20 protein-coding genes are annotated in these 24,547 nt (G+C 71.2%); 15 read left to right on the forward strand and 5 right to left on the reverse strand.

Features of this window, described 5'->3' with window-relative positions; genetic code table 11:
• The first annotated feature begins 91 nt into the window (after positions 1 to 91).
• Genes J2S43_RS36480 through J2S43_RS36490 form a run of 3 tightly spaced genes read left to right on the forward strand, consistent with a single transcriptional unit; the run spans position 92 to position 2,924 of the window.
• The gene (locus J2S43_RS36480; protein ID WP_306836978.1) at positions 92 to 628 is read left to right on the forward strand and encodes a PadR family transcriptional regulator; all 537 of its coding nucleotides are present in this window, start codon (positions 92 to 94) and stop codon (positions 626 to 628) included.
• Positions 625 to 1,374, forward strand: a complete 750-nt coding sequence (locus tag J2S43_RS36485) for an ABC transporter ATP-binding protein (protein WP_306836981.1) — start codon at positions 625 to 627, stop codon at positions 1,372 to 1,374. The genes J2S43_RS36480 and J2S43_RS36485 overlap by 4 nt, the downstream gene beginning before the upstream one ends.
• On the forward strand, positions 1,371 to 2,924 hold the full coding sequence (locus J2S43_RS36490) for an FtsX-like permease family protein (protein ID WP_306836983.1): 1,554 nt from the start codon (positions 1,371 to 1,373) through the stop codon (positions 2,922 to 2,924). The genes J2S43_RS36485 and J2S43_RS36490 overlap by 4 nt, the downstream gene beginning before the upstream one ends.
• Positions 2,925 to 2,998: 74 nt before the next feature.
• On the opposite strand, the gene J2S43_RS36495 is transcribed toward J2S43_RS36490, so the two are convergent.
• The gene (locus tag J2S43_RS36495; RefSeq protein WP_306836984.1) at positions 2,999 to 5,098 is read right to left on the reverse strand and encodes a S9 family peptidase; all 2,100 of its coding nucleotides are present in this window, start codon (positions 5,096 to 5,098) and stop codon (positions 2,999 to 3,001) included.
• Between the two features lie 123 nt (positions 5,099 to 5,221).
• On the opposite strand from J2S43_RS36495, the gene J2S43_RS36500 reads away from it, so the two are divergent.
• Entirely contained in the window at positions 5,222 to 6,487 is a 1,266-nt protein-coding gene (locus J2S43_RS36500) for an FAD-binding oxidoreductase (protein ID WP_306836986.1), read from the forward strand.
• A gap of 220 nt (positions 6,488 to 6,707) precedes the next feature.
• Here J2S43_RS36500 and J2S43_RS36505 read toward each other — a convergent pair whose 3' ends face one another.
• Complete coding sequence (locus tag J2S43_RS36505) at positions 6,708 to 8,756, reverse strand: SpoIIE family protein phosphatase (RefSeq protein ID WP_306836988.1); 2,049 nt, start codon at positions 8,754 to 8,756, stop codon at positions 6,708 to 6,710.
• 150 nt (positions 8,757 to 8,906) lie between these two features.
• Here J2S43_RS36505 and J2S43_RS36510 point away from each other — a divergent pair, with 150 nt between their 5' ends.
• Together J2S43_RS36510 and J2S43_RS36515 are read left to right on the forward strand one after the other, a co-directional pair.
• Positions 8,907 to 13,337 (forward strand): HAMP domain-containing protein, encoded by a 4,431-nt coding sequence (locus J2S43_RS36510; protein ID WP_306836990.1) that lies wholly within the window; start codon positions 8,907 to 8,909, stop codon positions 13,335 to 13,337.
• Entirely contained in the window at positions 13,337 to 13,891 is a 555-nt protein-coding gene (locus tag J2S43_RS36515) for a response regulator (protein WP_306836992.1), read from the forward strand. Before J2S43_RS36510 ends, J2S43_RS36515 begins: the two co-directional genes overlap by 1 nt.
• Before the next feature lie 150 nt (positions 13,892 to 14,041).
• Here J2S43_RS36515 and J2S43_RS36520 read toward each other — a convergent pair whose 3' ends face one another.
• Positions 14,042 to 14,365: an STAS domain-containing protein gene (locus tag J2S43_RS36520; protein WP_306836994.1), complete on the reverse strand. Its 324-nt coding sequence runs from the start codon at positions 14,363 to 14,365 to the stop codon at positions 14,042 to 14,044.
• Positions 14,366 to 14,518: 153 nt separating this feature from the next.
• Between J2S43_RS36520 and hemL the strand changes: the two genes are divergently transcribed.
• From hemL to ccsB, 6 genes are read left to right on the forward strand one after another with little or no spacing between them, the layout of a single operon-like run.
• Positions 14,519 to 15,832 carry a glutamate-1-semialdehyde 2,1-aminomutase gene (gene hemL / locus J2S43_RS36525; protein WP_306836996.1) on the forward strand — a complete coding sequence of 438 codons (1,314 nt, stop codon included), beginning with the start codon at positions 14,519 to 14,521 and terminating at the stop codon, positions 15,830 to 15,832.
• A 3-nt stretch (positions 15,833 to 15,835) separates the two neighbouring features.
• The gene (locus tag J2S43_RS36530; RefSeq protein WP_306836998.1) at positions 15,836 to 16,486 is read left to right on the forward strand and encodes a histidine phosphatase family protein; all 651 of its coding nucleotides are present in this window, start codon (positions 15,836 to 15,838) and stop codon (positions 16,484 to 16,486) included.
• A 10-nt stretch (positions 16,487 to 16,496) separates the two neighbouring features.
• The gene (locus tag J2S43_RS36535) at positions 16,497 to 17,063 is read left to right on the forward strand and encodes a TlpA family protein disulfide reductase (RefSeq protein ID WP_370881703.1); all 567 of its coding nucleotides are present in this window, start codon (positions 16,497 to 16,499) and stop codon (positions 17,061 to 17,063) included.
• The gene (locus tag J2S43_RS36540; protein ID WP_306837000.1) at positions 17,056 to 17,838 is read left to right on the forward strand and encodes a cytochrome c biogenesis CcdA family protein; all 783 of its coding nucleotides are present in this window, start codon (positions 17,056 to 17,058) and stop codon (positions 17,836 to 17,838) included. Before J2S43_RS36535 ends, J2S43_RS36540 begins: the two co-directional genes overlap by 8 nt.
• On the forward strand, positions 17,835 to 19,451 hold the full coding sequence (resB, locus tag J2S43_RS36545; protein ID WP_370881704.1) for a cytochrome c biogenesis protein ResB: 1,617 nt from the start codon (positions 17,835 to 17,837) through the stop codon (positions 19,449 to 19,451). The genes J2S43_RS36540 and resB overlap by 4 nt, the downstream gene beginning before the upstream one ends.
• A complete protein-coding gene (ccsB, locus tag J2S43_RS36550; protein ID WP_306837002.1) occupies positions 19,451 to 20,410 on the forward strand; it encodes a c-type cytochrome biogenesis protein CcsB in 960 nt (319 codons plus the stop codon). Before resB ends, ccsB begins: the two co-directional genes overlap by 1 nt.
• A gap of 13 nt (positions 20,411 to 20,423) precedes the next feature.
• Here the strand turns inward: ccsB and J2S43_RS36555 are convergent, their stop codons facing one another.
• Positions 20,424 to 21,083, reverse strand: a complete 660-nt coding sequence (locus tag J2S43_RS36555; RefSeq protein WP_306837004.1) for a hypothetical protein — start codon at positions 21,081 to 21,083, stop codon at positions 20,424 to 20,426.
• Between the two features lie 136 nt (positions 21,084 to 21,219).
• Here J2S43_RS36555 and J2S43_RS36560 point away from each other — a divergent pair, with 136 nt between their 5' ends.
• From J2S43_RS36560 to J2S43_RS36570, 3 genes are read left to right on the forward strand one after another with little or no spacing between them, the layout of a single operon-like run.
• A complete protein-coding gene (locus J2S43_RS36560; RefSeq protein ID WP_306837005.1) occupies positions 21,220 to 22,668 on the forward strand; it encodes a menaquinone biosynthesis decarboxylase in 1,449 nt (482 codons plus the stop codon).
• A complete protein-coding gene (mqnP, locus tag J2S43_RS36565) occupies positions 22,665 to 23,561 on the forward strand; it encodes a menaquinone biosynthesis prenyltransferase MqnP (protein WP_306837006.1) in 897 nt (298 codons plus the stop codon). The genes J2S43_RS36560 and mqnP overlap by 4 nt, the downstream gene beginning before the upstream one ends.
• On the forward strand, positions 23,554 to 24,201 hold the full coding sequence (locus J2S43_RS36570) for a UbiX family flavin prenyltransferase (RefSeq protein WP_306837008.1): 648 nt from the start codon (positions 23,554 to 23,556) through the stop codon (positions 24,199 to 24,201). The genes mqnP and J2S43_RS36570 overlap by 8 nt, the downstream gene beginning before the upstream one ends.
• On the opposite strand, the gene J2S43_RS36575 is transcribed toward J2S43_RS36570, so the two are convergent.
• Positions 24,177 to 24,440, reverse strand: a complete 264-nt coding sequence (locus tag J2S43_RS36575; protein ID WP_306837010.1) for a BldC family transcriptional regulator — start codon at positions 24,438 to 24,440, stop codon at positions 24,177 to 24,179. The genes J2S43_RS36570 and J2S43_RS36575 overlap by 25 nt on opposite strands.
• Positions 24,441 to 24,547 lie beyond the last annotated feature (107 nt).

Consider the following 24,547-nt stretch of genomic DNA (forward strand, 5'->3'; position numbering starts at 1 on the left):
GAAAACCGCAGGTGGCGGGGCGGCGTCCGTGACGGCGCTCAGCCGGGGCCCCTGTTGACAGCTTCTATTCACTAAGTGAATAGTAGCGGCCATGTCCACCAGTCACGTGCTCCTGGGGCTGTTAGCCAACGGCCCCAAGCACGGATACGAGCTCAAGCGGGCCCACGACGCGCACATGCCGCGGGCCAAGCCGCTGGCGTTCGGCCAGGTCTATGCCACGCTCGGCCGGCTCCAGCGGGACGGCCTGGTCACCGAGGGAGAGCGCGACCGGGATGCCGGCCCGGAGCGCACCAGCTTCGCGCTGACCGACGCCGGCCGGGAGCGCCTCGACGAGTGGCTCGCCGAGGTCGAGGCGCCGGCGCCGTTCGTGGCGAGCGCGCTGCTGGCCAAGGTCGTCGTGGCGCTGCTGGCGGCCGACTCGCGACGGGCCGGCACCTACCTCGCGGCCCAGCGCGCGGCGCACGCGGCCCGGCTGCGGGAGCTGACCCTGGCCAAGCTCGATCCGGACACGGCGCTCGGCGACGTGATCGCCGCCGACTTCGCCATCTCACACCTCGACGCCGACCTGCGATGGATGGAGACCACCATCGCCCGCGTCGACGACCTGCATCAGGGAGCTGACACATGAGCGACGTCGCGAGTGCATCACCGGCTCAGGGCCGCGTCGGCGCGGCCGGTCCGGGGCGCGACCAGATCCTCACCGCACGCGGGCTCGTCAAGTCCTACGGCGCGTCGCCCGCGCTGCGCGGCGTGACGCTCGCCGTCGCGGCCGGCGAGATCGTCGCCGTGACCGGGCCGTCCGGCTGCGGCAAGTCCACGCTGCTGCACTGCCTGGCCGGCATCCTCCGGCCGGACGCCGGTGAGGTGAACTACCGCGACCAGCGCGTCGACCTGATGGGCGAGGCCGCCCGCGCCCGGCTGCGCCGCTCCGAGATCGGTGTGCTGTTCCAGTTCGGCCAGCTCGTCGCGGAGCTCACCGCGGCGGAGAACGTGTCGCTGCCGCTGCTGCTCGCCGGCACCGGGCGGCGGACGGCCCGGACCGCGGCACTGAACTGGCTGGACCGGCTGGGCGTGGCCGACCTCGCGGACAAGCGCCCGGGTGAGATGTCCGGCGGTCAGCAGCAGCGGGTCGCGCTGGGCCGCGCGCTGGTCACCGAGCCGCGCGTGCTGTTCGCGGACGAGCCGACCGGTGCGCTGGACACGCTCGCGGGCGAGCAGGTGATGGGCCACCTGGTCCGGCTCGCCCGCGCGCAGGACACCACGGTCGTGCTGGTCACGCACGAGCCGCGGATCGCCGGTTACGCGGACCGGGAGCTGGCCATGCGCGACGGCGAGATCACCACCGCGGCGACGTCGACGGCGGCGGCCCGGTGAGCCCCGGCACCACGCTGCGGCTCGCGCTCGCCGGCACCCGCACCGACACGCTCCGGGTGGCGCTGACCGCGATCAGCGCCGCGCTGGCCTCGGTGGCCGTGCTCAGCGCCGCGACCGTCCTCGCCATCCGCACGCCGGACAGCGGGGACGACCCGAGCCTGTCCGTTCAGTACCAGTCGGACCTGCTGCAGCAGCCGGGTCTGCGCCCGGGCGTCGCGATGGCGCTGCTGCTGCTCTGCGTGCCGGTGCTGGCACTGGCCGTGCAGTGCTCGCGGCTCGGGGCGCCGGCCCGCGACCGCCGGCTGGCCGCGCTCCGGCTGGCCGGCGCCACGCCCGGCCAGACGCTCGCGGTGATCACGGCGGAGGCCGGGCTGGCCACGCTGATCGGCGTGCTCGCCGGCGCCGGGATCTTCCTCGGCGGCCATCGGCTGCTGGACCGGCGGAACGCGCGCGGCGAGCTGTGGCTGCCGACGGACGTGCTGCCGCCGTCCTGGGCGATCGTGGCGATCTGCGTGACGCTGCCGGTGGCCGCGATGCTGGTCGGCGCGCTGCTGCTGCGCCGGGTGCGGGTCACCCCGTTCGGCGTGACCCGGCAGGCGGAGCGGAACCGGACGCCGCACACCTGGCCGGGCCTGGTGCTGGTGGCCGGCTTCGCGCTGCTTCTCGGCTTCGCACCGCTCGCCGAGTGGCTCGGCGAGCGGGCCGGGACCGCCTCGGAGTGGCTGGTCTACCTGGTCTTCTTCGCGGTGCCGCTGGCGATGGCGGTCGGCGTGATAGCGGGGACCGGCGCGATCGCCTACCTGATGGGCGTGGCGCTGCGCCGATGGGGCCGCGCGCCGTCCATGCTGCTGGCCGGCGCGCGGCTGATGGCCGACCCGTGGAGCGGCAGCCGGGTGCTCGCCGCGCTGCTGGCGTGCGTGCTGGTCGGCGGCGTGTCGGCCGGCTACCGCGCCCAGTTCCAGGCGATGTCCGACGCGGAGTGGGCCGCGGACCGGCTCTGGACGGAGGCGACCGGCGAGCCGACGCTGTCCGGCCCGCACCGGGACGGGTTCTACCTCAACGCGATGAACCTGGTGGACCTCGCGGTCGCCGTCGCCGTCGCCATCACCGCGCTGGCGCTGCTGATCGCGGCCGTGGACGGCCTGGTGTCCCGCCGCCGCGCCTACGCGTCGCTGGTCGCGACCGGGGTGCCGCGCGGTGTGATCGCCCGCTCGGTGGTGTGGCAGGTGCTCACCCCGGCCGTGCCGGCGGTGCTGATCGCGGCCGTCTCCGGCTGGATGATCACGCGTGTCCTCGGGCGGGAGGTCACGGCCGCCGGCGTCCAGGGCACGATCTGCACGGTCGACGGCCCGATCTGCGGCGACCCGGTCGCGGGCGCGCAGTACCTGCGGGAGGTGAACATCGGGCCGATCGTGCAGGCGGTGCCCGTACCCGTGCAGGGTCTTCTGCTCCTGATCGGGGGTGCGCTGCTGGCGGTGCTGGTGACGGCCGGGATCAGCCTGCTCCTCCTGCGCGGCAGCACCGCGGTCGAGGAACTGCGGACCGCCTAGCCTCCTCCGTGATCGCCGGCGTCCCCGTGTCGTTCTGATTGGCGACATGGGGGACGCCGGTGATCACGGGTCGTTCAGGCTGTCGCGCGGCCCAGCCGGTCGAGGATCCAGGAGAGCACGAACGCCTCCTCCTTCCACGCGTCGTAGCGGCCGCTCGGGCCGCCGTGACCCGCGCCCATCTCCGTCTTGAGCAGGAACGAGCCGTCCGGCACCACGTGCCGCAGCCGGGCGATCCACTTCGCCGGCTCGTGATAGAGCACGCGCGTGTCGTTGATCCCGGTCATCGCGAGGATGTGCGGGTACGCCTGCTCCGTCACGTTCTCGTACGGCGTGTACGACTTCATGTAGTGGTAGACCTCGGCCGATTCGAGCGGATTGCCCCACTCCTCCCACTCGATCACGGTGAGCGGCAGCGACGGGTCGAGGATCGAGTTCAGCGCGTCCACGAACGGCACCTCGGCCACCACGCCGGTGAACGCGTCCGGCGCCAGGTTCGCGATCGCGCCCATCAGCAGGCCGCCGGCCGAGCCGCCGCGCGCCACGATCCGGTCGCTTCCGGTCCACCCGGCCTTGGCGACGTGCCGCGCGGCCGCGACGAAGTCGGTGAACGTGTTCTTCTTCGCCAGCAGCTTGCCGTCCTCGTACCACCGGCGGCCCATCTCACCGCCGCCGCGGACGTGTGCGACCGCGAAGATGACGCCCCGATCCAGCAGGGACAGCCGGGCGATCGAGAAGTACGGGTCCATGCTGGACTCGTACGATCCGTAGCCGTAGAGCACCAGCGGGGCCTGGCCGTCCCGGGCGATGCCCTTGCGCGCGACCAGCGAGATCGGCACCCGGGTCCCGTCGTCCGCGAGCGCCCAGTCGCGGTGCTGCTCGTACGCGTCCGGGTCGAAGTCGCCCAGCACCGGCCGCCGCTTGCGCAGCGTCAGCGCGCGTGTCACCAGGTCGTAGTCGTAGACCGAGTCCGGCGTGACGAACGAGGTGTAGTGCAGCCGGATCGAGTTCGTGTCGTACTCCGGGTTGCCGGACAGCCCGACGTCGTAGAGCGGCTCCGGGAACTCCAGGTCGTAACTGTCCGTGCCGCCGACCGGCAGCACCCGCACGCCGGTCAGCCCGTCCTTGCGCAGCGACACCACCAGGTGGTTGGTGAACGCGTCGACCGACTCCAGCCGGGTGCCCGGCTCGTGCGGGATCAGCGGCACCCAGTCGCCCGGGTTGTCCGCCGACGTGAACGCCAGCGCGAAGTCCTCCGCGCCGTCGTTGTGCAGGATCAGGAACCGGTGCCCGTGGTGCTCCACGGAATATTCCACGCCCTGCCGGCGCGGTGCGATCAGGACCGGCTCGCTCAGCGGCGCGTGCGCCGGGATCGCCCGCACCTCACTGGTGATCTTGCTGCTCGCCTCGATCAGGACGAACTTCTCCGACCGGGTCAGGCCCACGCCCACCCAGAACCGCTCGTCCGGCTCCTCGAACACGATCGCGTCGTCGCCCGCGGGCGTGCCGATCATGTGCCGCCACACCCGGTACGGCCGCCACGCGTCGTCCACGGTCAGGTAGAACAGCACGGAGCCGTCCGCGGACCAGGCACTGCCGTAGGACACCTCGGGCACCGCGTCGGCCAGCACCTCGCCGGTGGCCAGGTCCTTGACGTGCAGCGTGAACCGCTCGTCGCCGGCGTAGTCGACGGAGTAGGCCAGGCGCCGCCCGTCCGGGCTCACGTCGAACGTGCCCAACGCGAAGAAGTCGTGCCCCTCGGCCAGCACGTTGCCGTCGAGCAGCACCTCCTCGCCGGTCAGCGGCGCGCCGTCGGCCGCGATCGGCGGGTCCGTCTCACCGGGCGCGACCGCGCGCCGGCAGTGGATGCCGTACTGGCTGCCCTCGACCGTGCGGGAGTAGTACCAGTACTCACCCATCCGGGTCGGCACGGAGAGGTCGGTCTCCTGTGTGCGCTGCTTGATCTCGTTGAAGATCTTCTCCCGCAGGCCGGCCAGGTGCGCGGTGACCGCGTCCGTGTACTCGTTCTCGGCGGTCAGGTACGCGATCGTCTCCTGATCGTCCTTCGCGGTCAGCCAGGCGTATGGGTCCACGACCGTGTCGCCGTGGTGGGTGCGCTCGGTCGGCACCCGCTTCGCGATCGGCGGTCGGGCGTGGGCAGGCGTCTCGGTGGTCACGCTTCCCCACGTTACCGGCGCCGCACCGAGCGTCGCTTCAGGACTTGCGAAACGCCTTTCGAACGTGTGTACGATAAGCCGCCGTTGCCGACAGGGGGTCGTTGCGGACAGGGGAAAAGAATCATGGGATCGAGCGCCGACGACGCGATCCTGCGTCACCTCATGGGCATCTGCGGCCCGCAGTTCGCCCGCCCCGGCGGTCCCGCCGACGCCATCGCCGGCACCCAGCCCCGCTGGGTCGCCGCACCACCGCACACCCAGGGCGCCGCCGAGGTGCTGCGCGCCGCCGCCCGGTCCGGCCTCTCGGTCACCGCGCGCGGCGCCGGCTCGAAGGTCGAGTGGAGCGTGCCGCCGCCCGGCCTGGACCTGGTGCTGGACACCGGCCGGCTGGCCGGGCTGCGCCGCCACGCCGAGCCCGATCTGCTCGTCGAGGTCGGTGCCGGCACGCCGCTGCGCTCAGTCCAGACCGTGCTGGCCGGCGTCAACCGCCGGCTCGCCATCGACCCGCCGTCCGACGGCCCGACGATCGGCGGCGTGCTCGCGGCCGACGAGACCGGCCCGCTCCGGCACCGCTGGGGCTCACCGCGGGAGCAGATCCTGCAACTCAAGTGCCTCACCATCGAGGGCGAGCTGCTGCAGCTCACCGGCGACGCGGTGCGGGCGTTCGGCGACGCCGGCGGCTTCCCCGGCGAGGTCGAGGGCATCCCGGCCGGACTGCTCGGCGGCTTCCCACGCCGGCCCGCCCGGCTCGCCGGCTGCGCCGACCCGCTGCCCGGCATCATCACCTCCGCCACGCTGCGCGTACTGCCCCGGCCCGGCGCCCGCCTCTGGGTCTCCCGGACGATCGGGAGCCCGTCGGAGGCCCGCGATCTCATCCTCGGCATCCGCAGCTCGGCCGTGCACCCGGACGCGGTCGAGATCGACCTGCCCGCCGGCCGCCCCGCCGGCATCCCGCGGCAGCGAGGAGCCCGGGAGTCGGCGGGCACGCTCTCCGTCCTGCTGGAGGGCGACCCGGCCCCGGTCGGCGTCCGCGCGGCCGTCCTGGTCGACCTGCTCGGCGGCGACGCCCGCCCGGAGAGCACGCCCCCGGTCTGGTGGGGCCGGGCACCGTTCGACCCCGGCGAGGTCGGCCTGCGCCTCGACGTGCCCCCGGCCGACCTGCACGCCGCCGTCTACGCGCTCCGCGACGCGGTCGGCACCCCGGTCCCGGTCCGCGGCCGGGCCGGCGTCGGCGTCATCCATGCGGCCCTGCCGGCCACGCTCACCCCGGCCCGCGTCTCCGCGATCCTCGACGCCGTCCGCGGCATCCTGCTGGCCCGCGACGGCACCTGCACCGTCCTGTCCGCCCCGGCCCCGGTCCGCGCGGCGGTCAACCCCTGCGGTCCCTGATCAGCCCGCCGAGGGTTGCCGGACCACGACGGGAATGGAGCCCGCGGGAGCACTCGGAACGTGCCCACGCCGGAAGCGGGAAAATGAAGAGACGCCAGCACCACGCCGGCCGCAGCCGACCGCATGACCACTCTTTATGGTCATATTTCGGGCACGAAGTGTCCCGCAGCGAGAATCCGCGGCTGACAGCCGCTTCCGGGACGCGGCCCGCAGGCGGCTGTCAGGGGTCGTTGCGGAGTACGAGGATCGCGATGTCGTCGCGGGGTGGGTCTATCGAGAAGCCGATCGCGGTGGTACGGAGGCGGGCCGCGACCACGTCGGCGGAGTAGCCGGCCAGCGGGCCGGCGGCCGCGCGGAGGCGGTCCGGGCCGAACAGCTCGCGGCCGCGGCGGCGTTCGGTGACGCCGTCGGTGTAGAAGACCAGCGCGTCGCCGGGCCGGATCCGCACGTCGGTCGCGGGGGAGGCGATCGCGTCGATCAGGCCGAGCGCGGTGCCGCCGGTGCCGACGAACGCGGCCCGGCCGTCCGCGTGGATCAGTACCGGGCGGTCGTGTCCGGCCAGGTAGAGCGTGGTGTCGAGCAGACCGTCGGCGGAGCGGGCGACCGCGGCCAGCGCGAGCGTGCAGTAACGTCCGCCGCCGCGCTCGACCAGCGTGTCGTTCAGCCGCGCGAGCACCTCGGGCAGCGGCTTGCCGTCCCGGGCCAGCACCCGGATCACGTCGCGGACCAGGCCGGTCACGGCCGCGGCCTGCACGCCCTTGCCGGAGACGTCGCCGACCACCACCAGCCAGCGCCCGTCCGGCAGCGGCATCACGTCGTAGAAGTCGCCGCCGACCTCGGTGTCCGAGCCGGTCGGCACGTACTCCGCCGCGAACCCGATGCCGGGCACGACCGGCAGCACCGGCGGGAGCAGCGACTGCTGGAGCGTGCGCGCGACCCGGCGGCGCTCGTCGTGGATGCGCGCGTTGTCGATGGCGAGGCCGGCCCGGCGGGCCACGTCCTCCAGCACCGCGATCTCGTCCGGGTCGTGCCGCTGCCGGTTGTGCCGTCCGACCGCGAGCGTGCCGAGCGCCTGGCCGCGCGCGATCAGCGGCAGCGCGATGCCGTCCGTGGGGGCGCCGAGCGGCGCCTGCCCGCCGGTGCGGGAGACCTCGCGCAGCCGGGCCAGCGCGGAGTCCGGCCCGCTCTCCTTGAGCGCGGCGTGCAGCTGGGGGAGCGCGGACTCGTCCGCGTGGATCGCGGTGGCCAGCTCCAGCCGGCCCCACTCGTCGGTGGTGTGCACCGCGCACCACTGGCCGAGCCGCGGCACGACCAGCTGCGGGATCAGCGCCATGGTCAGCTCGACGTCGAGCGACTGGGCGAGCAGTTCGCTGGCCTCGGCGAGGAACGTGAGCCAGGTCTGCCGGCGCAGGTCGGCGCGGCGGAGCCGGTCGTTCTCCAGGTGCAGCGAGAGGCGCTCGGCGACCAGCGTGGCGAGCGGCGCGGCATAGCCGGAGGGCGCGGCGTCGAGTTCGAGCTCGCCGCTGTACGGCCGGTGCACGGTCAGCGGCACGCGCACGGTCGCGCCGTCCGGGCGGGGTGCGCGGCCGTACCGCGCGAGCTGCTGCTGGCCGCCGCCGTCACCGCGGTCGAGGCGGACCACGCCGCCGGACGCGCCGACCAGTTCGCAGATCCGGGCGAGCAGGTCGGTGGCGAAGTCGCCGAGCGCGTCGTCGCCGTACGGATCCGGTGCGGACTGCAGCAGCGTGGTGAGCGCCTTGGCGCTGGGCGCGGCGCCCGCGCTCTCCGGCGGCCCGATCTCCGGCAGCCGGTCGCCGGACGAAGACGGGATCTTGCGGTCGAGGCGGAACCAGACTCCCTTGCCGCTCCGGAGATGCGTGGTGCCCCAGCGGCTGGAGAAGTGGTCGACGAGCAGCAGCCCGCGCCCCCGCTCCGACACTTCCGAAATATCCGTTTCTTCGGTACGTGGACGCGCGGCCAGCGTCTCCAGCTGCCCGGCCGCGAAGTCGGTGACCGTGACGGTCAGCCCGTGCCCGTCCGCGACGACCTCTATCTCCAGCTCGGTCCGCGCATGCACGACCGCGTTCGTGGAGAGCTCGGTGGTCAGCAACAACGCCTCGTTGAGCAGCTCGTCCAGGCCGCCCTCGGTGAGGACCGCGCGCACGACAGCCCGCGCCGCGGCCGGGGTCCGCCGGTCGGCGGGCAGCCGCACCCGGCGTACGTGCTCCTGCCGGACGCTGTCCGACCCGACACTGGCCTCGGCTGACACGCTTGCATCCTCCACTGAAAGGTGGGCGCTCACCAAGCTGGACGCTCGCACCTGATGGGTGAAAGGCGCAATGATGACATGGTCCACCCCGCGATCCGCGTGGTAAGACGCCCGGATAGGCCCCGAACCGCGAGCTTGCGAGGACTTTCCATGACTACGGCGAAACAGACCCGCGCTGCCGCAGTCGCGGCCGAACCTGTGAGCACTGTCACTCACCCGTCCGAGGAGGCGGCGTTCCTCGCCGAGCTGGCGGATGCGCTGCGGGACGTGCGCCGGGGCGACCTGAGGGTGCGCCTGCCCCGGCGGAGCGGCCCGGCGGCCGAGGTGGCGGACGCGTTCAACGAGGTGGTCTCGCTCCAGGAGCGGCAGAACCTGGACGTGCGCCGGATCAGCCGGATCGTCGGCCGGGACGGTCAGCTCGCGGAACGGCTGGACGACGAGGCGTACGAGGGTGACTGGGCCAAGTGGGCGCGCGCGATCAACTCGCTGATCGACGATCTGGGCCGGCCGACCACGGAGATCGCCCGCGTGATCGTGGCCGTGGCCGAGGGCGACCTGTCGCAGCACATGGCGCTGGAGATGGACGGCCGCCCGCTGCGCGGTGAGTTCCTCCGTATCGGCCGCACCGTGAACACCATGGTCGACCAGCTGAGTTCCTTCGCCGACGAGGTCACCCGCGTCGCCCGTGAGGTGGGCACCGAGGGCAAGCTGGGCGGCCAGGCGGACGTGCGCGGCGTCTCCGGCACCTGGAAGGACCTCACCGACTCGGTGAACACGATGGCGTCGAACCTGACCCACCAGGTGCGGTCGATCTCCGACGTGGCCGGCGCGATCGCGCGCGGCGACCTGTCCCAGAAGATCACCGTCTCCGCCAAGGGTGAGGTCGCGGAGCTGGCGTCCACCATGAACGGCGTGACCGACACGCTGCGGCTCTTCGCCGAGCAGGTCACCCGCGTGGCCCGTGAGGTGGGCACCGAGGGCAAGCTGGGCGGCCAGGCCGAGGTGCCGAACGTGGCCGGCACCTGGAAGAACCTCACCGACTCGGTGAACTCGATGGCCTCCAACCTGACCGCCCAGGTCCGCAACATCGCCCAGGTCTCGACCGCGGTGGCGAACGGCGACCTGTCCCAGAAGATCACCGTGCAGGCCCAGGGCGAGATCCTGGAGCTGAAGGACACGGTCAACACCATGGTGGATCAGCTGTCGTCGTTCGCGGACGAGGTCACGCGCGTGGCCCGCGAGGTGGGCATCGAGGGCAAGCTCGGCGGGCAGGCGCAGGTCCGGGGCCTGGCCGGCACCTGGCGCGACCTCACGGAGAACGTGAACCAGCTGGCCGGCAACCTCACGTCCCAGGTGCGAAACATCTCCCAGGTCTCCACGGCCGTGGCGAAGGGTGACCTGTCGCAGAAGATCACCGTGGATGCCCGCGGCGAGATCCTGGAGCTGAAGTCCACGGTCAACACGATGGTGGATCAGCTGTCGTCGTTCGCGGACGAGGTCACGCGCGTGGCCCGCGAGGTGGGCACGGAGGGCAAGCTCGGCGGTCAGGCGCAGGTCAAGGGCGTGAGCGGCACCTGGCGCGACCTCACCGACAACGTCAACTCGATGGCCTCCAACCTCACCGCGCAGGTCCGGAACATCGCATCGGTCACCACGGCCGTGGCGAAGGGTGACCTGTCGCAGAAGATCACCGTGGATGCCCGCGGCGAGATCCTGGAGCTGAAGTCCACGGTCAACACGATGGTGGACCAGCTGTCGTCGTTCGCCGACGAGGTCACGCGCGTGGCCCGCGAGGTGGGCACGGAAGGAAAGCTCGGCGGCCAGGCCCAGGTCCGCGGCGTGGCCGGCACCTGGCGTGACCTGACCGACAACGTGAACTTCATGGCGTCCAACCTGACGTCCCAGGTCCGCAACATCTCCCAGGTCTCCACGGCTGTGGCCCGCGGTGACCTCAGTCAGAAGATCACCGTTGACGCGCAGGGCGAGATCCTGGAGCTGAAGTCCACCGTGAACACCATGGTCGACCAGCTGTCGTCGTTCGCGGACGAGGTCACGCGCGTGGCCCGCGAGGTGGGCACCGAGGGCAAGCTCGGCGGCCAGGCCCAGGTGAAGGGCGTCTCCGGCACCTGGCGTGACCTGACCGACAACGTGAACTCGATGGCCTCCAACCTCACCTCCCAGGTGCGGAACATCGCGTCCGTCACCACGGCGGTGGCGCGCGGTGACCTCAGTCAGAAGATCACCGTTGACGCGCAGGGCGAGATCCTGGAGCTGAAGTCCACCGTCAACACCATGGTCGACCAGCTCAGCAGCTTCGCCGAGGAGATCACCCGGGTCGGTCGCGAGGTCGGCATCGAGGGCAAGCTCGGCGGCCAGGCCCGGGTCCGCGGCGTGGCCGGCACGTGGCGCGACCTGACCGAGAACGTCAACCAGCTCGCCTCCGCGCTCACCACCCAGCTCCGCGCGATCGCCCAGGTGTCCACGGCCGTGACGCGCGGCGACCTGTCGCAACGGATCGCGGTCGAGGCGATGGGCGAGATCGCCGAGCTGAAGGACAACATCAACCAGATGGTGATGACGCTCCGCGACACCACGAAGAAGAACGCGGAGCAGGGCTGGCTCGACTCCAACCTCGCGCGCATCGGTGGTCTGCTGCAGGGTCAGCGGGACATCAGCGAGGTCTGCCGGATGATCATGCACGAGGTGACGCCGCTGGTGGAGGGCCACGTCGGCGCGTTCTTCATGATCGACCACGGGGACGCGAACCACAGCGACGCGGCCACCCGGCTCAAGCTGATCGCCTCCTACGGCTACGTGGCCCGGGACAACGAGGTCACGTTCGCGCCCGGCGAGGGGCTGGTCGGTCAGGCCGCGATCTCCCGCGACATGATCCGGGTCGGCGCGGCCGCGGACCAGCGGCTGGTGATCCGCTCCGGCATCGCCCAGACGCCCCCGGCCGACCTGGTGATCGTCCCGGTGATCTTCGAGGGCGAGCTGCTCGGCGTGATCGAGTTCGCCGCGGTCAGCCCGTTCTCCGACCTGCACCTGTCGTTCCTGCGCCGCCTGGTCGGCACGATCGGCATCGCGCTCAACACGATCCAGGCGAACCGGCGCACCGAGCAGCTGCTGGCCCAGTCGCAGCGGCTCGCGCACGAGATGCAGGAGCAGTCGGCCGAGCTGCAGCGCACGAACGCGGAGCTGGAGGACAAGGCGAAGCTGCTGTCCGAGCAGAAGGGCAACATCGAGACGAAGAACCGCGAGATCGAGATGGCCCGGATCGGCCTGGAGGAGAAGGCGCAGCAGCTGTCCCGGGCGTCCGCGTACAAGTCGGAGTTCCTGGCGAACATGAGCCACGAACTCCGTACCCCGCTGAACTCGCTTTTGCTCCTGGCTCGTCTGCTCGCGGACAACTCGGAGGAGAACCTGACCGCGAAGCAGATCGAGTTCGCCCGGACGATCCACAGCGCGGGCTCCGACCTGCTCAGCCTGATCGACGACATCCTGGACGTCTCGAAGATCGAGGCCGGCCGGATGGACGTGGAGCCGAGCGAGCTGGCGCTGGACGAGGTGTGCGGCTACGTCGAGCAGGCGTTCAAGCCACAGGCCGAGGAGAAGGGCCTGGACTTCTCGGTCACGCTGGCGGACGACCTGCCGCAGTCGATCGTCACGGACGCGCAGCGGTTGCAGCAGATCCTCCGCAACCTGATCTCGAACGCGGTCAAGTTCACCGACGCGGGCGCGGTCAGCCTCGGCATCGCCTACGCGCCGTCCGAGCTGCGCTTCGAGGTGCCGTCGCTGATGTCCGCGGACCGGGTGATCGCGTTCTCCGTGACGGACACCGGCATCGGCATCTCCGACGACAAGCTGTCGCTGATCTTCGAGGCGTTCCAGCAGGCGGACGGCACGACCAGCCGCAAGTACGGCGGCACCGGCCTCGGCCTGTCGATCAGCCGCGGCTTCGCGAGCCTGCTCGGCGGCCTGATCACGGTCTCGTCCGCGCCCGGTCACGGCTCCACGTTCACGCTCTATGTCCCGGACGTGCTCGTCCCGGACGCGGTGATCCCGGTGCCCGCGGCGCAGCCGGCCCCGATCCAGACGGTCCCGGCCGGCCCGGTGCCGTCGATCGCGATGCCGATGCTGACCGGCCCGATCGAGGAGGAGCGCGGCAGCGTCCCGGGCAGCCGGCAGCTGGACGGCGCCACCGTGCTGATCATCGACGACGACGTGCGGAACGTCTTCGCGCTGACCAGCGCGCTGGAGCTGCACGGCATGACCGTGCTCTACTCGGACAACGGCGCCGACGGCGTCCGCCTGCTGGCCGAGCATCCGGAGGTCGACATCGTCCTGATGGACGCGATGATGCCGGACCAGGACGGTTACGAGACGACCCGCAGCATCCGGCGCAACCATCGCTTCGCGGAGCTGCCCGTCGTCTTCCTCACGGCGAAGGCCATGCCCGGCGACCGCGAGTCCGCGCTCGCGGCCGGGGCCAGCGACTACATCACCAAGCCGGTCGACCTGGACGAGCTGATCTCGCTCATGGCAGCCTGGGTCAACGGCAGCGGTCGGGAGATCAACTGATGACGGACGTGGCGAAGGCCCTGCTGGTCGACGACCGCCGGGAGAACCTGCTGGCCCTGGAGGCGATTCTCCAGGGCATCGCGGTGCACCCGGTGGCCGTGGAGAGCGGCGAGGCCGCGCTGAAGCAGCTGATGAGGGACGACTTCGCGGTCATCCTGCTCGACGCCCAGATGCCCGACATGGACGGTTTCGAGACGGCCGGCCACATCAAGCGCCGCGAGCGCACCCGGCACGTCCCGATCATCTTCCTCACCGCCGCGGACCGGGACTCCCACCTCGCGGTCCGCGGCTACTCCGTGGGCGCCGTCGACTACCTCACCAAGCCGCTCGACCCCTGGGTGCTGCGCGCGAAGGTCAGCGTCTTCGTCGACCTCTGGTCCAAGAACCGCCAGCTCCAGCTCCAGGCCGAAACCGTCCGCGAGCGTGAGTCCCAGTGGTCCTCCCTCACCGAGGCCGTCGACGAGTCCCTCATGCTCCTCCGCGACGGCTCCGCCGACCCCGAGGCCGTCGCCCGCGCGGTCCGCGTCCTGGAGAAGGCCCGCTGGGGCAGCTGAAAGCCCACAATCCAGATCGTCTTCCCGCTTCCGGCGTGGCTGAGTTCCCAGTGCTCCCGCGGGCACCGGTCGGCCGCGGGCGGCCTCCCTGCCGGTTTCGCCGTGGCCGGCAAGACGCGCACGCACGGAACCCGATCGGGTTCCGTGCCGCTAGGAGGCCTGGATCATCAGGGCTGAGCGCAGCCCGGTGATGTCGAGGACGCGGAGGAGAAAGTCGCCGACGTTGGTGAGGATGAGCACGCTCTGGGCGAACGACGCCTTTCGGGACAGCACGACGAGCGTGCCGAGACCCTGGGAGTCGCAGAACGTGATGCCGCCCATGTCGAGAATGATGCGCGGTGGCGGATCGGCCACCATTTCATTTACGATGCTCGATAGTTTGCTAACCGTGAGCATGTCGATTTCCCCGGCGAGCTTGAGCACGACTTCGCCGGGGGTCCGCTGTAACGCGATGGACAGCTCCGGACGCTCCACGCGCTCAGCCTATCGCGATCTGGTCTCGCTAGCCTGTTGAGAAACCCGTCCGGGGGTGTCGGCACGTCCTGCCACGGCGCCCGGTGACACGGACAACTCCTGCTCAGGGGTGGTTGCCCGGGTTGCGCCGGGCGCTGACAGAATGGGCGAACCGTGAGCGACTCACATATTGGCGAGGCACCCGCCTCCGAGGCCCTGTTCGACCGTGCCAAGGCCATCGTGCCGGGCGGGGTCAACTCTCCCGTGCGTGCGTTCCGCGCGGTCGGCGGCACGCCGCGGTTCATGGTCCGCGGCGAGGGCCCGTGGATGTTCGACGCGGACGGCCGGCGCTACGTCGACCTGGTCTGCTCCTGGGGCCCGCTGATCCTGGGGCACGCGCACCCCGAGGTGATCGCGGCGGTGCAGGCCGCGGCCGCGAAGGGCACCAGCTTCGGCACGCCCACGCCCGGCGAGGTCGAGCTGGCCGAGGAGATGGTCGCGCGCACCGGCGTGGACGCGATCCGCCTGGTCAACTCCGGCACCGAGGCGACCATGTCGGCGATCCGGCTGGCCCGCGGCTTCACCGGCCGCTCGAAGGTCGTCAAGTTCGCCGGCTGCTACCACGGGCACGTGGACGCGCTGCTGGCCGCGGCCGGCTCCGGCGTCGCCACGCTGGCGCTGCCCGACTCGCCCGGCGTGACCGGTGCGAGCGCGGCCGAGACGATCGTGGTGCCGTACAACGACGTCGCCGCCGTCGAGGAAGCTTTCACGAAAAATCCGGACATCGCGGCCATCATCACCGAGGCGGTGCCGGGCAACATGGGCGTGGTCCGGCCCCATGACGGCTTCAATCGAGAACTCGCCGACATCGCGCACCGGCACGGAGCGCTGCTGATCGTCGACGAGGTGATGACCGGCTTCCGGCTCTCCCGCAACGGCTGGACCGGCCTGGACCCGGTCGACGCGGACCTGTTCACCTACGGCAAGGTGATGGGCGGCGGCCTGCCCGCGGCCGCGTTCGGTGGTCGCGCCGAGATCATGGCCAAGCTCGCCCCGTCCGGCCCGGTCTACCAGGCCGGCACGCTCTCCGGGAACCCGCTGGCCTGCGCGGCCGGTCTCACCACGCTGCGGCTCGCGGACGACGCGGTCTACGCGCGGCTGAACGCGACCGCGGCCACGATCGGCGAGCTGGCCACGAAGGCGCTGGCCGAGGCGGGCGTGCCGCACCGGCTCGCCACGGCCGGCAGCATGTTCTCGATCTTCTTCACGGACGCCGAGGTCACCGACTACGCGTCCGCGAAGCGGCAGGACGCGGAAGCGTTCAAGGCGTTCTTCCACGAGATGCTCGCGCTCGGCGTGTACCTGCCGCCCAGCGCGTTCGAGTCGTGGTTCGTCTCGACCGCGATCGACGACGAGGCACTGGAGATCATCGCTGCGGCGCTCCCGCGGGCCGCCCGTGCGGCGGCCGCGGCGGGCCGAAGGGGGTAAGGCGTGACGAGCAAGACCGTCGTGCACGTGCTGCGGCACGGTGAGGTGCACAACCCGGAGAAGATCCTCTACGGCCGGATCCCCGGCTACCACCTCTCCGAGCTGGGCGTCCAGATGGCGAAGGCGGCGGCGCAGGCCGTCGCCGACCGGGACATCACGCACGTGGTGGCCAGCCCGCTGGAACGCGCGCAGCAGACCGCCGAGCCGATCGCGGCCCAGTTCGGGCTGCCGATCGCGGTGGACGACCGGCTGATCGAGAGCGCGAACTGGTTCGAGGGCAAGCGCGTCTCGGTCGGCGACGGCTCGCTGCGTGACCCGCGCAACTGGTGGGTGATGCGCGACCCGGTGACACCGTCCTGGGGCGAGGCGTACACGGTGATCGCGCAGCGGATGTACGCGGCGCTGGAGGCCGCGCGCGCCGAGGCCGAGGGGCACGAGGCGCTCTGCGTCTCGCACCAGCTGCCGATCTGGACGCTGCGCAACCACGTGGAGCGCAAGCGCCTCTGGCACGACCCGCGCAAGCGGCAGTGCGGCCTGGCCAGCCTGACCTCGTTCCACTTCGAGGGCGCCAAGGTCGTCGGCGTCGTGTACTCGGAGCCGGCCGCGCATCTGATCGCGATGTCGCCCACCGCCCGGACGGCCAAGGGGGCCTGACGTGCCAGCGTTGACCAGGTCGAAGGCCATCATTGCGGGCGTCGCTCTGCTGATCGCCGGTGCGGTGGCCGGAGGCCTGGTCGCCGGGCGCGGGGACTGGACCGAGTCCTGCGCCACCGGGGCGAACGGTGTGATCGAGTGCACCGCCGGTGAGCGGCCGGACGCGCCCGAGGCCGCCGGTGAGCTGCTGGACGGCACCCGTTACGACCTCGCCTCGGCCCGGGGCAAGGTCGTGGTGGTCAACTTCTGGGGCTCCTGGTGCTCGCCGTGCCGCGCCGAGGCCAAGGAACTGGAGCAGAGCTACCAGGCCACGAAGGCGAGCGGCGTGGAGTTCCTCGGCATCAACAACCGGGACGACCGGGACGCCGCGATCGCGTTCGAGCGCGGCCGGGTCACCTACCCCAGCCTGTTCGACCCGGCCAACCGGCTGGGCCTGGACTTCGACATCCCGCCGGGCGCCACGCCGTCCACCGTGGTCCTGGATCGCGAGGGCCGGATCGCGCTGGTGATCCGCCGGTCGGTGCTGGCCAGCGAGCTGACGCCGCTGGTGCAGAGGGTGGCCGCGGAGAATGGGTGACACGTTCGCGAACACGGCGACGAACGGCCCGCTCGTCCTGGCGATCCTGGCCGCGACGCTGGCCGGCCTGGTCAGCTTCCTCTCCCCGTGCGTGCTGCCGCTGGTCCCCGGCTACCTCTCCTTCATCACCGGCCTGACCGGCGCGGACCTCGAACTGCCCGGATCGCCGGAGAAAACCCCCAAGACCACCTCGTGGGTACGTGGACGCGTGCTCGCCGGCACCGCCCTGTTCATCGCCGGCTTCACCGCGGTCTTCACGCTGAGCACCGTCCTGGTGGCCAACGTCGGCAGCCTGATGCTGGAGCACCAGCGCCCGCTGGAGATCGGCGCCGGCGCGCTGATCATCGTGCTCGGCCTGTCCTTCATGGGCCTGATCCCCGGCATGCAGCGCGAGTTCCGGATCAACAAGCTGCCGGACGCCGGCCTGATCGGCGCGCCCGTCTTCGGTGCGATCTTCGCGCTCTCCTGGACCCCGTGCATCGGCCCGACGCTCGGCTCGGTGATGGCGCTCTCCGCCGCGACCGGCCAGGCCGACCGCGCCGCGGTGCTCGGCATCGCGTACAGCCTCGGCCTGGGCATTCCGTTCCTGATCTTCGGTTTGGGTTTCCGGCACCTGCTCGGCGTGTTCAAGACGCTGCGGAAGCACGGCCGGTGGGTGACCCGGATCGGCGGCGGCATGCTGGTGCTGGTCGGCCTGGCCCTGGTCACCGGCGCCTGGAACCAGTTCCTCATCTGGCTGCTGACCACCGTAGGGGTCGGAGACGTGTTGCTGTGAGTGCGGTCGACGATCCCCGACGGCCGAATCCGGTGCCGGCGCTGCTGCGGAACTCGTGGCGGCAGCTGACCAGCATGCGGACCGCGCTGACGCTGTTGTTCCTGCTGGCGATCGCGTCGATTCCGGGCTCGGTGCTGCCGCAGCGGGCGGTGAGCGCGCAGGCGGTCTCCGACTACTACCGGGAGCATCCGGACCTCGCGCCCACGCTCGACAGGCTGGGCGCCTTCGACGCGTACGCGTCCGTCTGGTTCTCCGCGATCTACGTGCTGCTCTTCGCGTCGCTGATCGGCTGCATCATCCCGCGCATCCGCGACCACTGGCGCGCGGTCCGGATGACGCCGCCGGAGGCGCCGCGCCGGCTGGACCGGCTGGCCGTGTCCGTCCCGGCGGAGGAGATCGAGGGCACGCCCGCGGAGGCGGCCGAGCGGATCCGCGCGATGCTGCGGACGGCTCGGTGGCGCGCGGTCGCCCGCGAACAGGCCGGTGGCGAGTGGACGGTCAGCGCGGAGCGGGGCCATCTCAAGGAGACCGGCAACCTGGTCTTCCACACCGCGCTGCTGTGCGTGCTGGCCGGCGTCGCGTTCGGCGGCTGGTACGGCTGGCACGGCAACCGCATCCTGGTCACCGGTGCGGACACCGCGTTCTGCAACAGCGTGCCGCAGTTCGACGAGAGCGGTCTCGGCCCGCGCGTCGACGACGCCGACCTGCCGCCGTTCTGCCTGGAGCTGACCGACTTCGAGGCGCGCTTCCTGGACACCGGCATGCCCGAGTCGTTCCGGGCCACGGTCACGGTGGACGAGAACGGCACGTCCCGCAGCGAGCGGTTCGCGGTCAACTCGCCGCTGCGGCTCGACGGCGCCAGCGTGCACCTGCTCGGCCACGGCTACGCGCCGGTCATCCGCTACACCGACCGATACGGCGTCACGCAGGAGCGGGTCAGCCCGTTCCTCTCCTCCGACCTGAACCAGACCAGCGAGGGCGTGGCGAAGTTCCCGGACGCCAACGTGGACCCGGCCACCGGGCAGCGCCAGGACGACCAGCAGATCGGCTTCCAGGGCGTCTACGCGCCGACCATGCCGGCGGAGGGCCTGGTCGTGCAGTCGGTGCACCCGGCGGAGAGAAATCCGGGCCTGACGCTGATCGCCTACCGCGGCAACCTCGGTGAGGACGCGGGCATCCCGAACTCGGTCTACTCGATCAATCAGTCGCAGATCGACAGGGGCAAGCTGGTCCAGCTCGGCGAGGCCAAGCTGCTCCGGCCCGGCGAGTCGTGGACGCTCGACGACGGCGGCACGGTCACGTTCGTCGGCACCCGCGAGTACGCCACGATCGCCGTCCGCAGCGACCCCGGTCAGCTCTTCGTCCTGCTCAGCAGCGTGCTCGGCCTCATCGGACTGACGCTCTCGCTCTACGGCAAGCGGCGCCGGGTGTTCTTCCGAATCACGCCCGGCGACCTGGGAGAATCGTCCACGACGGGACGTAGTAGCTTCATGGAGGCCGGTGGGCTGCCGCGCACCGACTATCCGGGCTTCGCCGATGAGTTCGCCCAGCTGGTCGCCGCGACCAGGCCGGGCGGTGCCACGGCGGAGGACACCGCTGAAGGGACCGTGTGATGGCCGAGCTCTCCGATCAGCTGCTGGTGGTGACCGTCCTGGCCTACCTGGTGGCGATGATCTGCCACGCGGCGGAGTACGCGTTCGGCACCCGGAGCCACATCGGGCGGGCGGCGCTGCGGCCGGAGCGCGAACTGGTCATGGCGGGCGCGCCGGCCGATTCTCCGGCTCCGGTCGCCGTTGCGGAAGTCCCCGCGAAGAAGAACGGCCTCATCGGCTGGGCGGCCGTGGGCGTCACCGCGATCGCCGCGCTCGCCCACGTCGGCACGCTGGTCACCCGCGGCATCGCGGCCGACCGGGTGCCGTGGGGCAACATGTACGAGTTCATCCTCTCGGCCACGTTCATCGGCATCGCGGCCTGGTTCGTCGTGCTGGCCCGGTGGCCCGGCCTGCGGCACCTCGGCCTGTTCGTGGCGCTGTTCCAGGTGCTGCTGCTCGGCGTGGCCGGCATGGTGGCGTACACGCCGGTCGGCCCGCTCGTGCCGGCGCTGGACTCGGCCTGGTTCATCATCCACATCGCGGCCGTCTCCACCTCGTCCGGCATCTTCCTGCTCGGCGTCGTGCCAGCCACGCTCTACCTGATGCGCAACGGTTACGAGAAGGGCAAGCGCTCCTTCCCGTACTCGCTGGCCAAGAACGTGCCGAACGCGGCGGCGCTGGAGCGGCTGACGTTCCGGCTGCACGCGTTCGCGTTCCCGATCTGGACGTTCGGCGCGCTGATCGCGGGCCCGATCTGGGCGGAGGCGTCCTGGGGCCGCTACTGGGGCTGGGACCCCAAGGAGGTCTGGGCGTTCATCTCCTGGATCGTCTACGCCGGCTACCTGCACGCGCGGGCCACGCCCAGCGTGCGGCGGAACGTGGCGACCTGGATCGCGATCGTCGGCTTCCTCACCATGCTGATGAACCTGTTCGGCGTGAACCTGTTCTTCGGTGGCCTGCACTCCTACGCCGGCGTCTGACCACCTCGATCCTCTAGCAGGTCCCCGCGGACCAGAACGTGAAGCGGGACTGCCACTCCGCGCAGTACTCGTCGTCGCCCTCGCCGGTGGTGCTCGGCGCGGTCTCCGGCGTCCACGGCACGTCCGGGCCGTCCGGGCCGAGGCGCACCCGCGCGTAGTCGATCTCCGCGTGCGGCACGTGCATCGGCCCGTCGCTGTCGTCGTGGTAGATCTCGACGTACTGCTCCATCCGCCCGGTCGCGCCGATCGGCACGTGCTTCTCGGCGAGCAGCTGCCAGGTCTCGTCCCACCAGGCCCACGCCTGCCACATGCCGTCCTCGCCGGTGCGCAGGTCGATCCACACCTCGTCGCCGGGCCGCAGCCGGATCGCGTCGTGGAATCGCCAGCTCGCGGCCACGCTGTCGTACGTGTAGAGCCGCTGCCGCCCGTCGCCGCCCCAGCCGGTCTCCGCCCAGCCCGCCTCCAGCCACTCCACGCCGCCGTCCGCCGTCTCCCGCTTGGCCAGCAGCCGGGCCGCGACGAAGTCGTGCGTGCCGGGCCGGACCTCCGGGTCGGCCACGGTGAACCGCGCGGACGCGCCGTGGAACTCGCCGATCGTGGTGGCGCCGAGGTGGTGGTACCCGGACGTCCGATCCTGGGCCGGAAGCGGCGGCGTGGCCGTCGCCAGGATCATCAAAGCCGCCAGTGCCCGCATATCAGGACAAACTCTCGTGGTAATCATTCGGATACGCACGGTGATTGTGTGGCGCCGGACCAGTTCCGGTACCGCCGTCGCGACTCCGGACGACGGGTGCGCGAGACTGGTCATCATGGCGGCGTTCACGGACCTGAAGGACTTCCTCGCCGCGCTGGAGAAGACCGGTGATCTCCGCCGGGTCAGCGCGCCGGTCGACCCCACCCTCGAGATCAGCGAGATCGTCAACCGTACGGTCAAGGCTCACGGCCCTGCCCTGCTCTTCCAGCGGCCGACCCGCGGCGACATGCCGATCGCGATCAACCTGTTCGGCACGGAGGCGCGCACCGCGCGAGCGCTGGGTGTCGAGACGCTCGACGAGATCGGCGAGCGGATCGGCAACATGCTCAAGCCGGAACTCCCGGTCGGCTGGTCCGGCATCCGCGACGGCATCGGCAAGGTGCTTCAGCTGAAGTCCATGCCGCCGAAGAAGCTGAAGACCGCGCCCTGCCAGGAGCTGGTCTTCAAGGGCGACAAGGTCGACCTGAACATGCTGCCCGGCCTGCAGATCTGGCCCGGCGACGGCGGCATCTTCCACAACTTCGGGCTGACTCACACCAAGCACCCGGAGAGCGGCAAGCGCAACCTCGGCCTCTACCGGTTGCAGCAGCACTCGCACAACACGCTCGGCATGCACTGGCAGATCCACAAGAACTCCACGGCCCACCACGCGGTCGCGGAGCAACTCGGGCAGCGGCTGCCGGTGGCGATCGCGATCGGCGCGGACCCGGCCGTCTGTTACTCCGCGTCCGCGCCGCTGCCGGCCGACATCGACGAATACCTGTTCGCCGGTTTCCTGCGCAACGAGCGGGTCGAGATGGTCGACTGCCTGACCGTGCCGCTCCAGGTCCCGGCGAACGCGCAGATCGTGCTGGAGGGTTACCTGGAGCCCGGCGAGCGGATGCCGGAGGGGCCGTTCGGCGACCACACCGGCTTCTACACGCCGATCGAGCCGTTCCCGGTGCTGCACATCGAGGCGATGACCATGCAGCGCGACCCGATCTACCACTCGATCGTCACGTCCCAGCCGCCACAGGAGGACCACGGGCTGGGCAAGGCCACCGAGCGGATCTTCGCGCCGCTGCTGCGCTTCATGATTCCGGACATCGTCGACTACGACCTCCCGGCCGAGGGCGTCTTCCACAACGCCGCGATCGTGTCGATCCGGAAGCGCTACCCCAAGCACGCGCAGAAGGTGATGAACGCGATCTGGGGCGCGCACATGATGTCGCTCACCAAGCTGATCATCGTGGTGGACGAGGACTGCGACGTGCACGACTACTCCGAGGTGGCGTTCCGCGCGTTCGGCAACGTCGACTACTCGCGCGACCTGCTGCTCACCGAGGGGCCGGTCGACCACCTGGACCACTCGTCGTACCAGCAGTTCTGGGGCGGCAAGGCGGGCGTGGACGCGACCCGGAAGCTGCCGACCGAGGGCTACACCCGCGGCTGGCCGGAGAGCATGGTCATGTCCCCGGAGATCGTGGCGAAGGTCGACAAGCGCTGGAAGGAGTACGGCCTGTGACCGACACCGCCGAGCGGCCCAACCCGGTCAAGGGCTTCCTTCGGCTGGTGATGATCGAGCACTCGATCTTCGCGCTGCCGTTCGCCTACCTGGCCGCGCTGACGGCCATGCGCTCAGTTTCAGAGAGCGTGCAGTGGGGCGTATTGGGGCTGATCACGGTCGCGATGGTCTCCGCGCGGACCGTGGCGATGGCCGCGAACCGGATCATCGACGTCCGGATCGACGCGCAGAACCCGCGCACCGCCAACCGCGAGCTGGTCACCGGCGCGATCTCGATGCGCGTCGCCTGGGCCGGCCTGCTGATCTCCCTGGTGATCTTTTTCGTCTCAGCGGGACTTCTCAACCAGCTTTGTCTGCTTTTGTCGCCACTGGCACTCTTCGCGCTGGTCATCTACTCCTACGCCAAGCGCTTCACCAACTACCCCCAGGTCTTCCTGGGCGCCGCGCAGGCCGTGGCCCCGGTCGGCGCCTGGATCGGCGTGACCGGTGAATGGTCGTGGGAGGCCGTGGTGCTCGGCCTCGCGGTCGGCACCTGGATCGGCGGCTTCGACTGCATCTACGCCTGCCAGGACGTGGAGATCGACCGGCAGATCGGCGTCGGCTCGGTGCCGGTCAAGCACGGCGTCGCCGGCGCGCTGCGGATCGCCGCGGCCACGCACGTGGTGACGGTCGCGCTCTACGCCGCGTTCGGCTACCTCACCGGCTACGGCTGGCTATGGTGGCTCGGCCTCGCCGGAATCGCCGGCGTGCTGGTCTACGAGCACCGGATCGTGCGCCCGGACGACCTGTCCCGGGTCAACCGCGCGTTCTTCACCGCGAACGGCCTGATCGCGGTCGCGCTCTTCGCGTTCGCGCTGCTCGACCTGGTCATCTTGCAAGGCCTCCGTGCGTAGCCCCTGGGTCGTCGGGATCTCCGGCGCCTCCGGGACGCCGTACGCCGCCGCGGTGCTCCGCGCGCTCTTCGAGGCCGGCGAGCCGGTCGACCTGATCGTCTCCCGGGCGGCCCGGCTGACGATCCTGGACGAGACCGGCCGCCCGTTCCGGGACGCCCACTGGCGGGACGACCTGACCGCATGGCTCGGCACGACGCCGGGTGACGTCGTGCACTGGCCGGCCGGTGACCTCGCCGCGGGGCCGAGCAGCGGCTCGTACCCGGTGCGTGGTCTGGTGGTCGTCCCCGCGTCGACCGCGGCCTGCGCCGGCATCGCCATCGGTCTCTCCAAGGACCTGCTGCAGCGCGCGGCCGAGGTGTCCCTCAAGGAGCGCCGCCGCGTCGTGGTCGTGCCGCGCGAGACTCCGGTGACCAGGTCGCACCTGGAACACCTCATCGCACTGCACGACGCGGGCGCGGTGGTGCTCCCGGCCAGCCCCGGTTTCTACGGGGCCGGCGCGGGCGCCACGGCACAACAGCTCGTCGACTTCGTGGCGGGAAAGGTGCTGGACGCGCTGGGCGTACCGCACACGCTCTTCCGCCGGTGGACCGGCGAACTCAACGCGCAGAAAGCAGTTCAGTTGAGCGACGGCGGACTGTAGCCGCCGTGCCCCCCGTTGCCACCGTTCGGTTCGGGTGGCAGATCCTTGTTCAGCTCCTCCAGGGCATTCTCGCCCTCGAGCAACTGACGCACCTCGGACTCCCGGAAGCGGCGATGACCGCCCGGTGTCCTGATGCTGCCGATCCGGCCGGCGGCCGCCCAGCGAGTGACCGTCTTCGGGTCGACGCGGAACAGCGCAGCCACCTCGCCCGGCGTCAGCAGACGATCTCCAGTGTCCACGACCCCTCCTAGCGTCGATCGATGCTTCGGGGATTATTGATTACGTTCCGTGTCCACACCGAAGCACTCTAGGGACGTACGGCCATTGAAGCACCGCCCGCGTAGCG

The sequence above is a fragment of the Catenuloplanes nepalensis genome (assembly GCF_030811575.1).
Lineage (GTDB): Bacteria > Actinomycetota > Actinomycetes > Mycobacteriales > Micromonosporaceae > Catenuloplanes > Catenuloplanes nepalensis.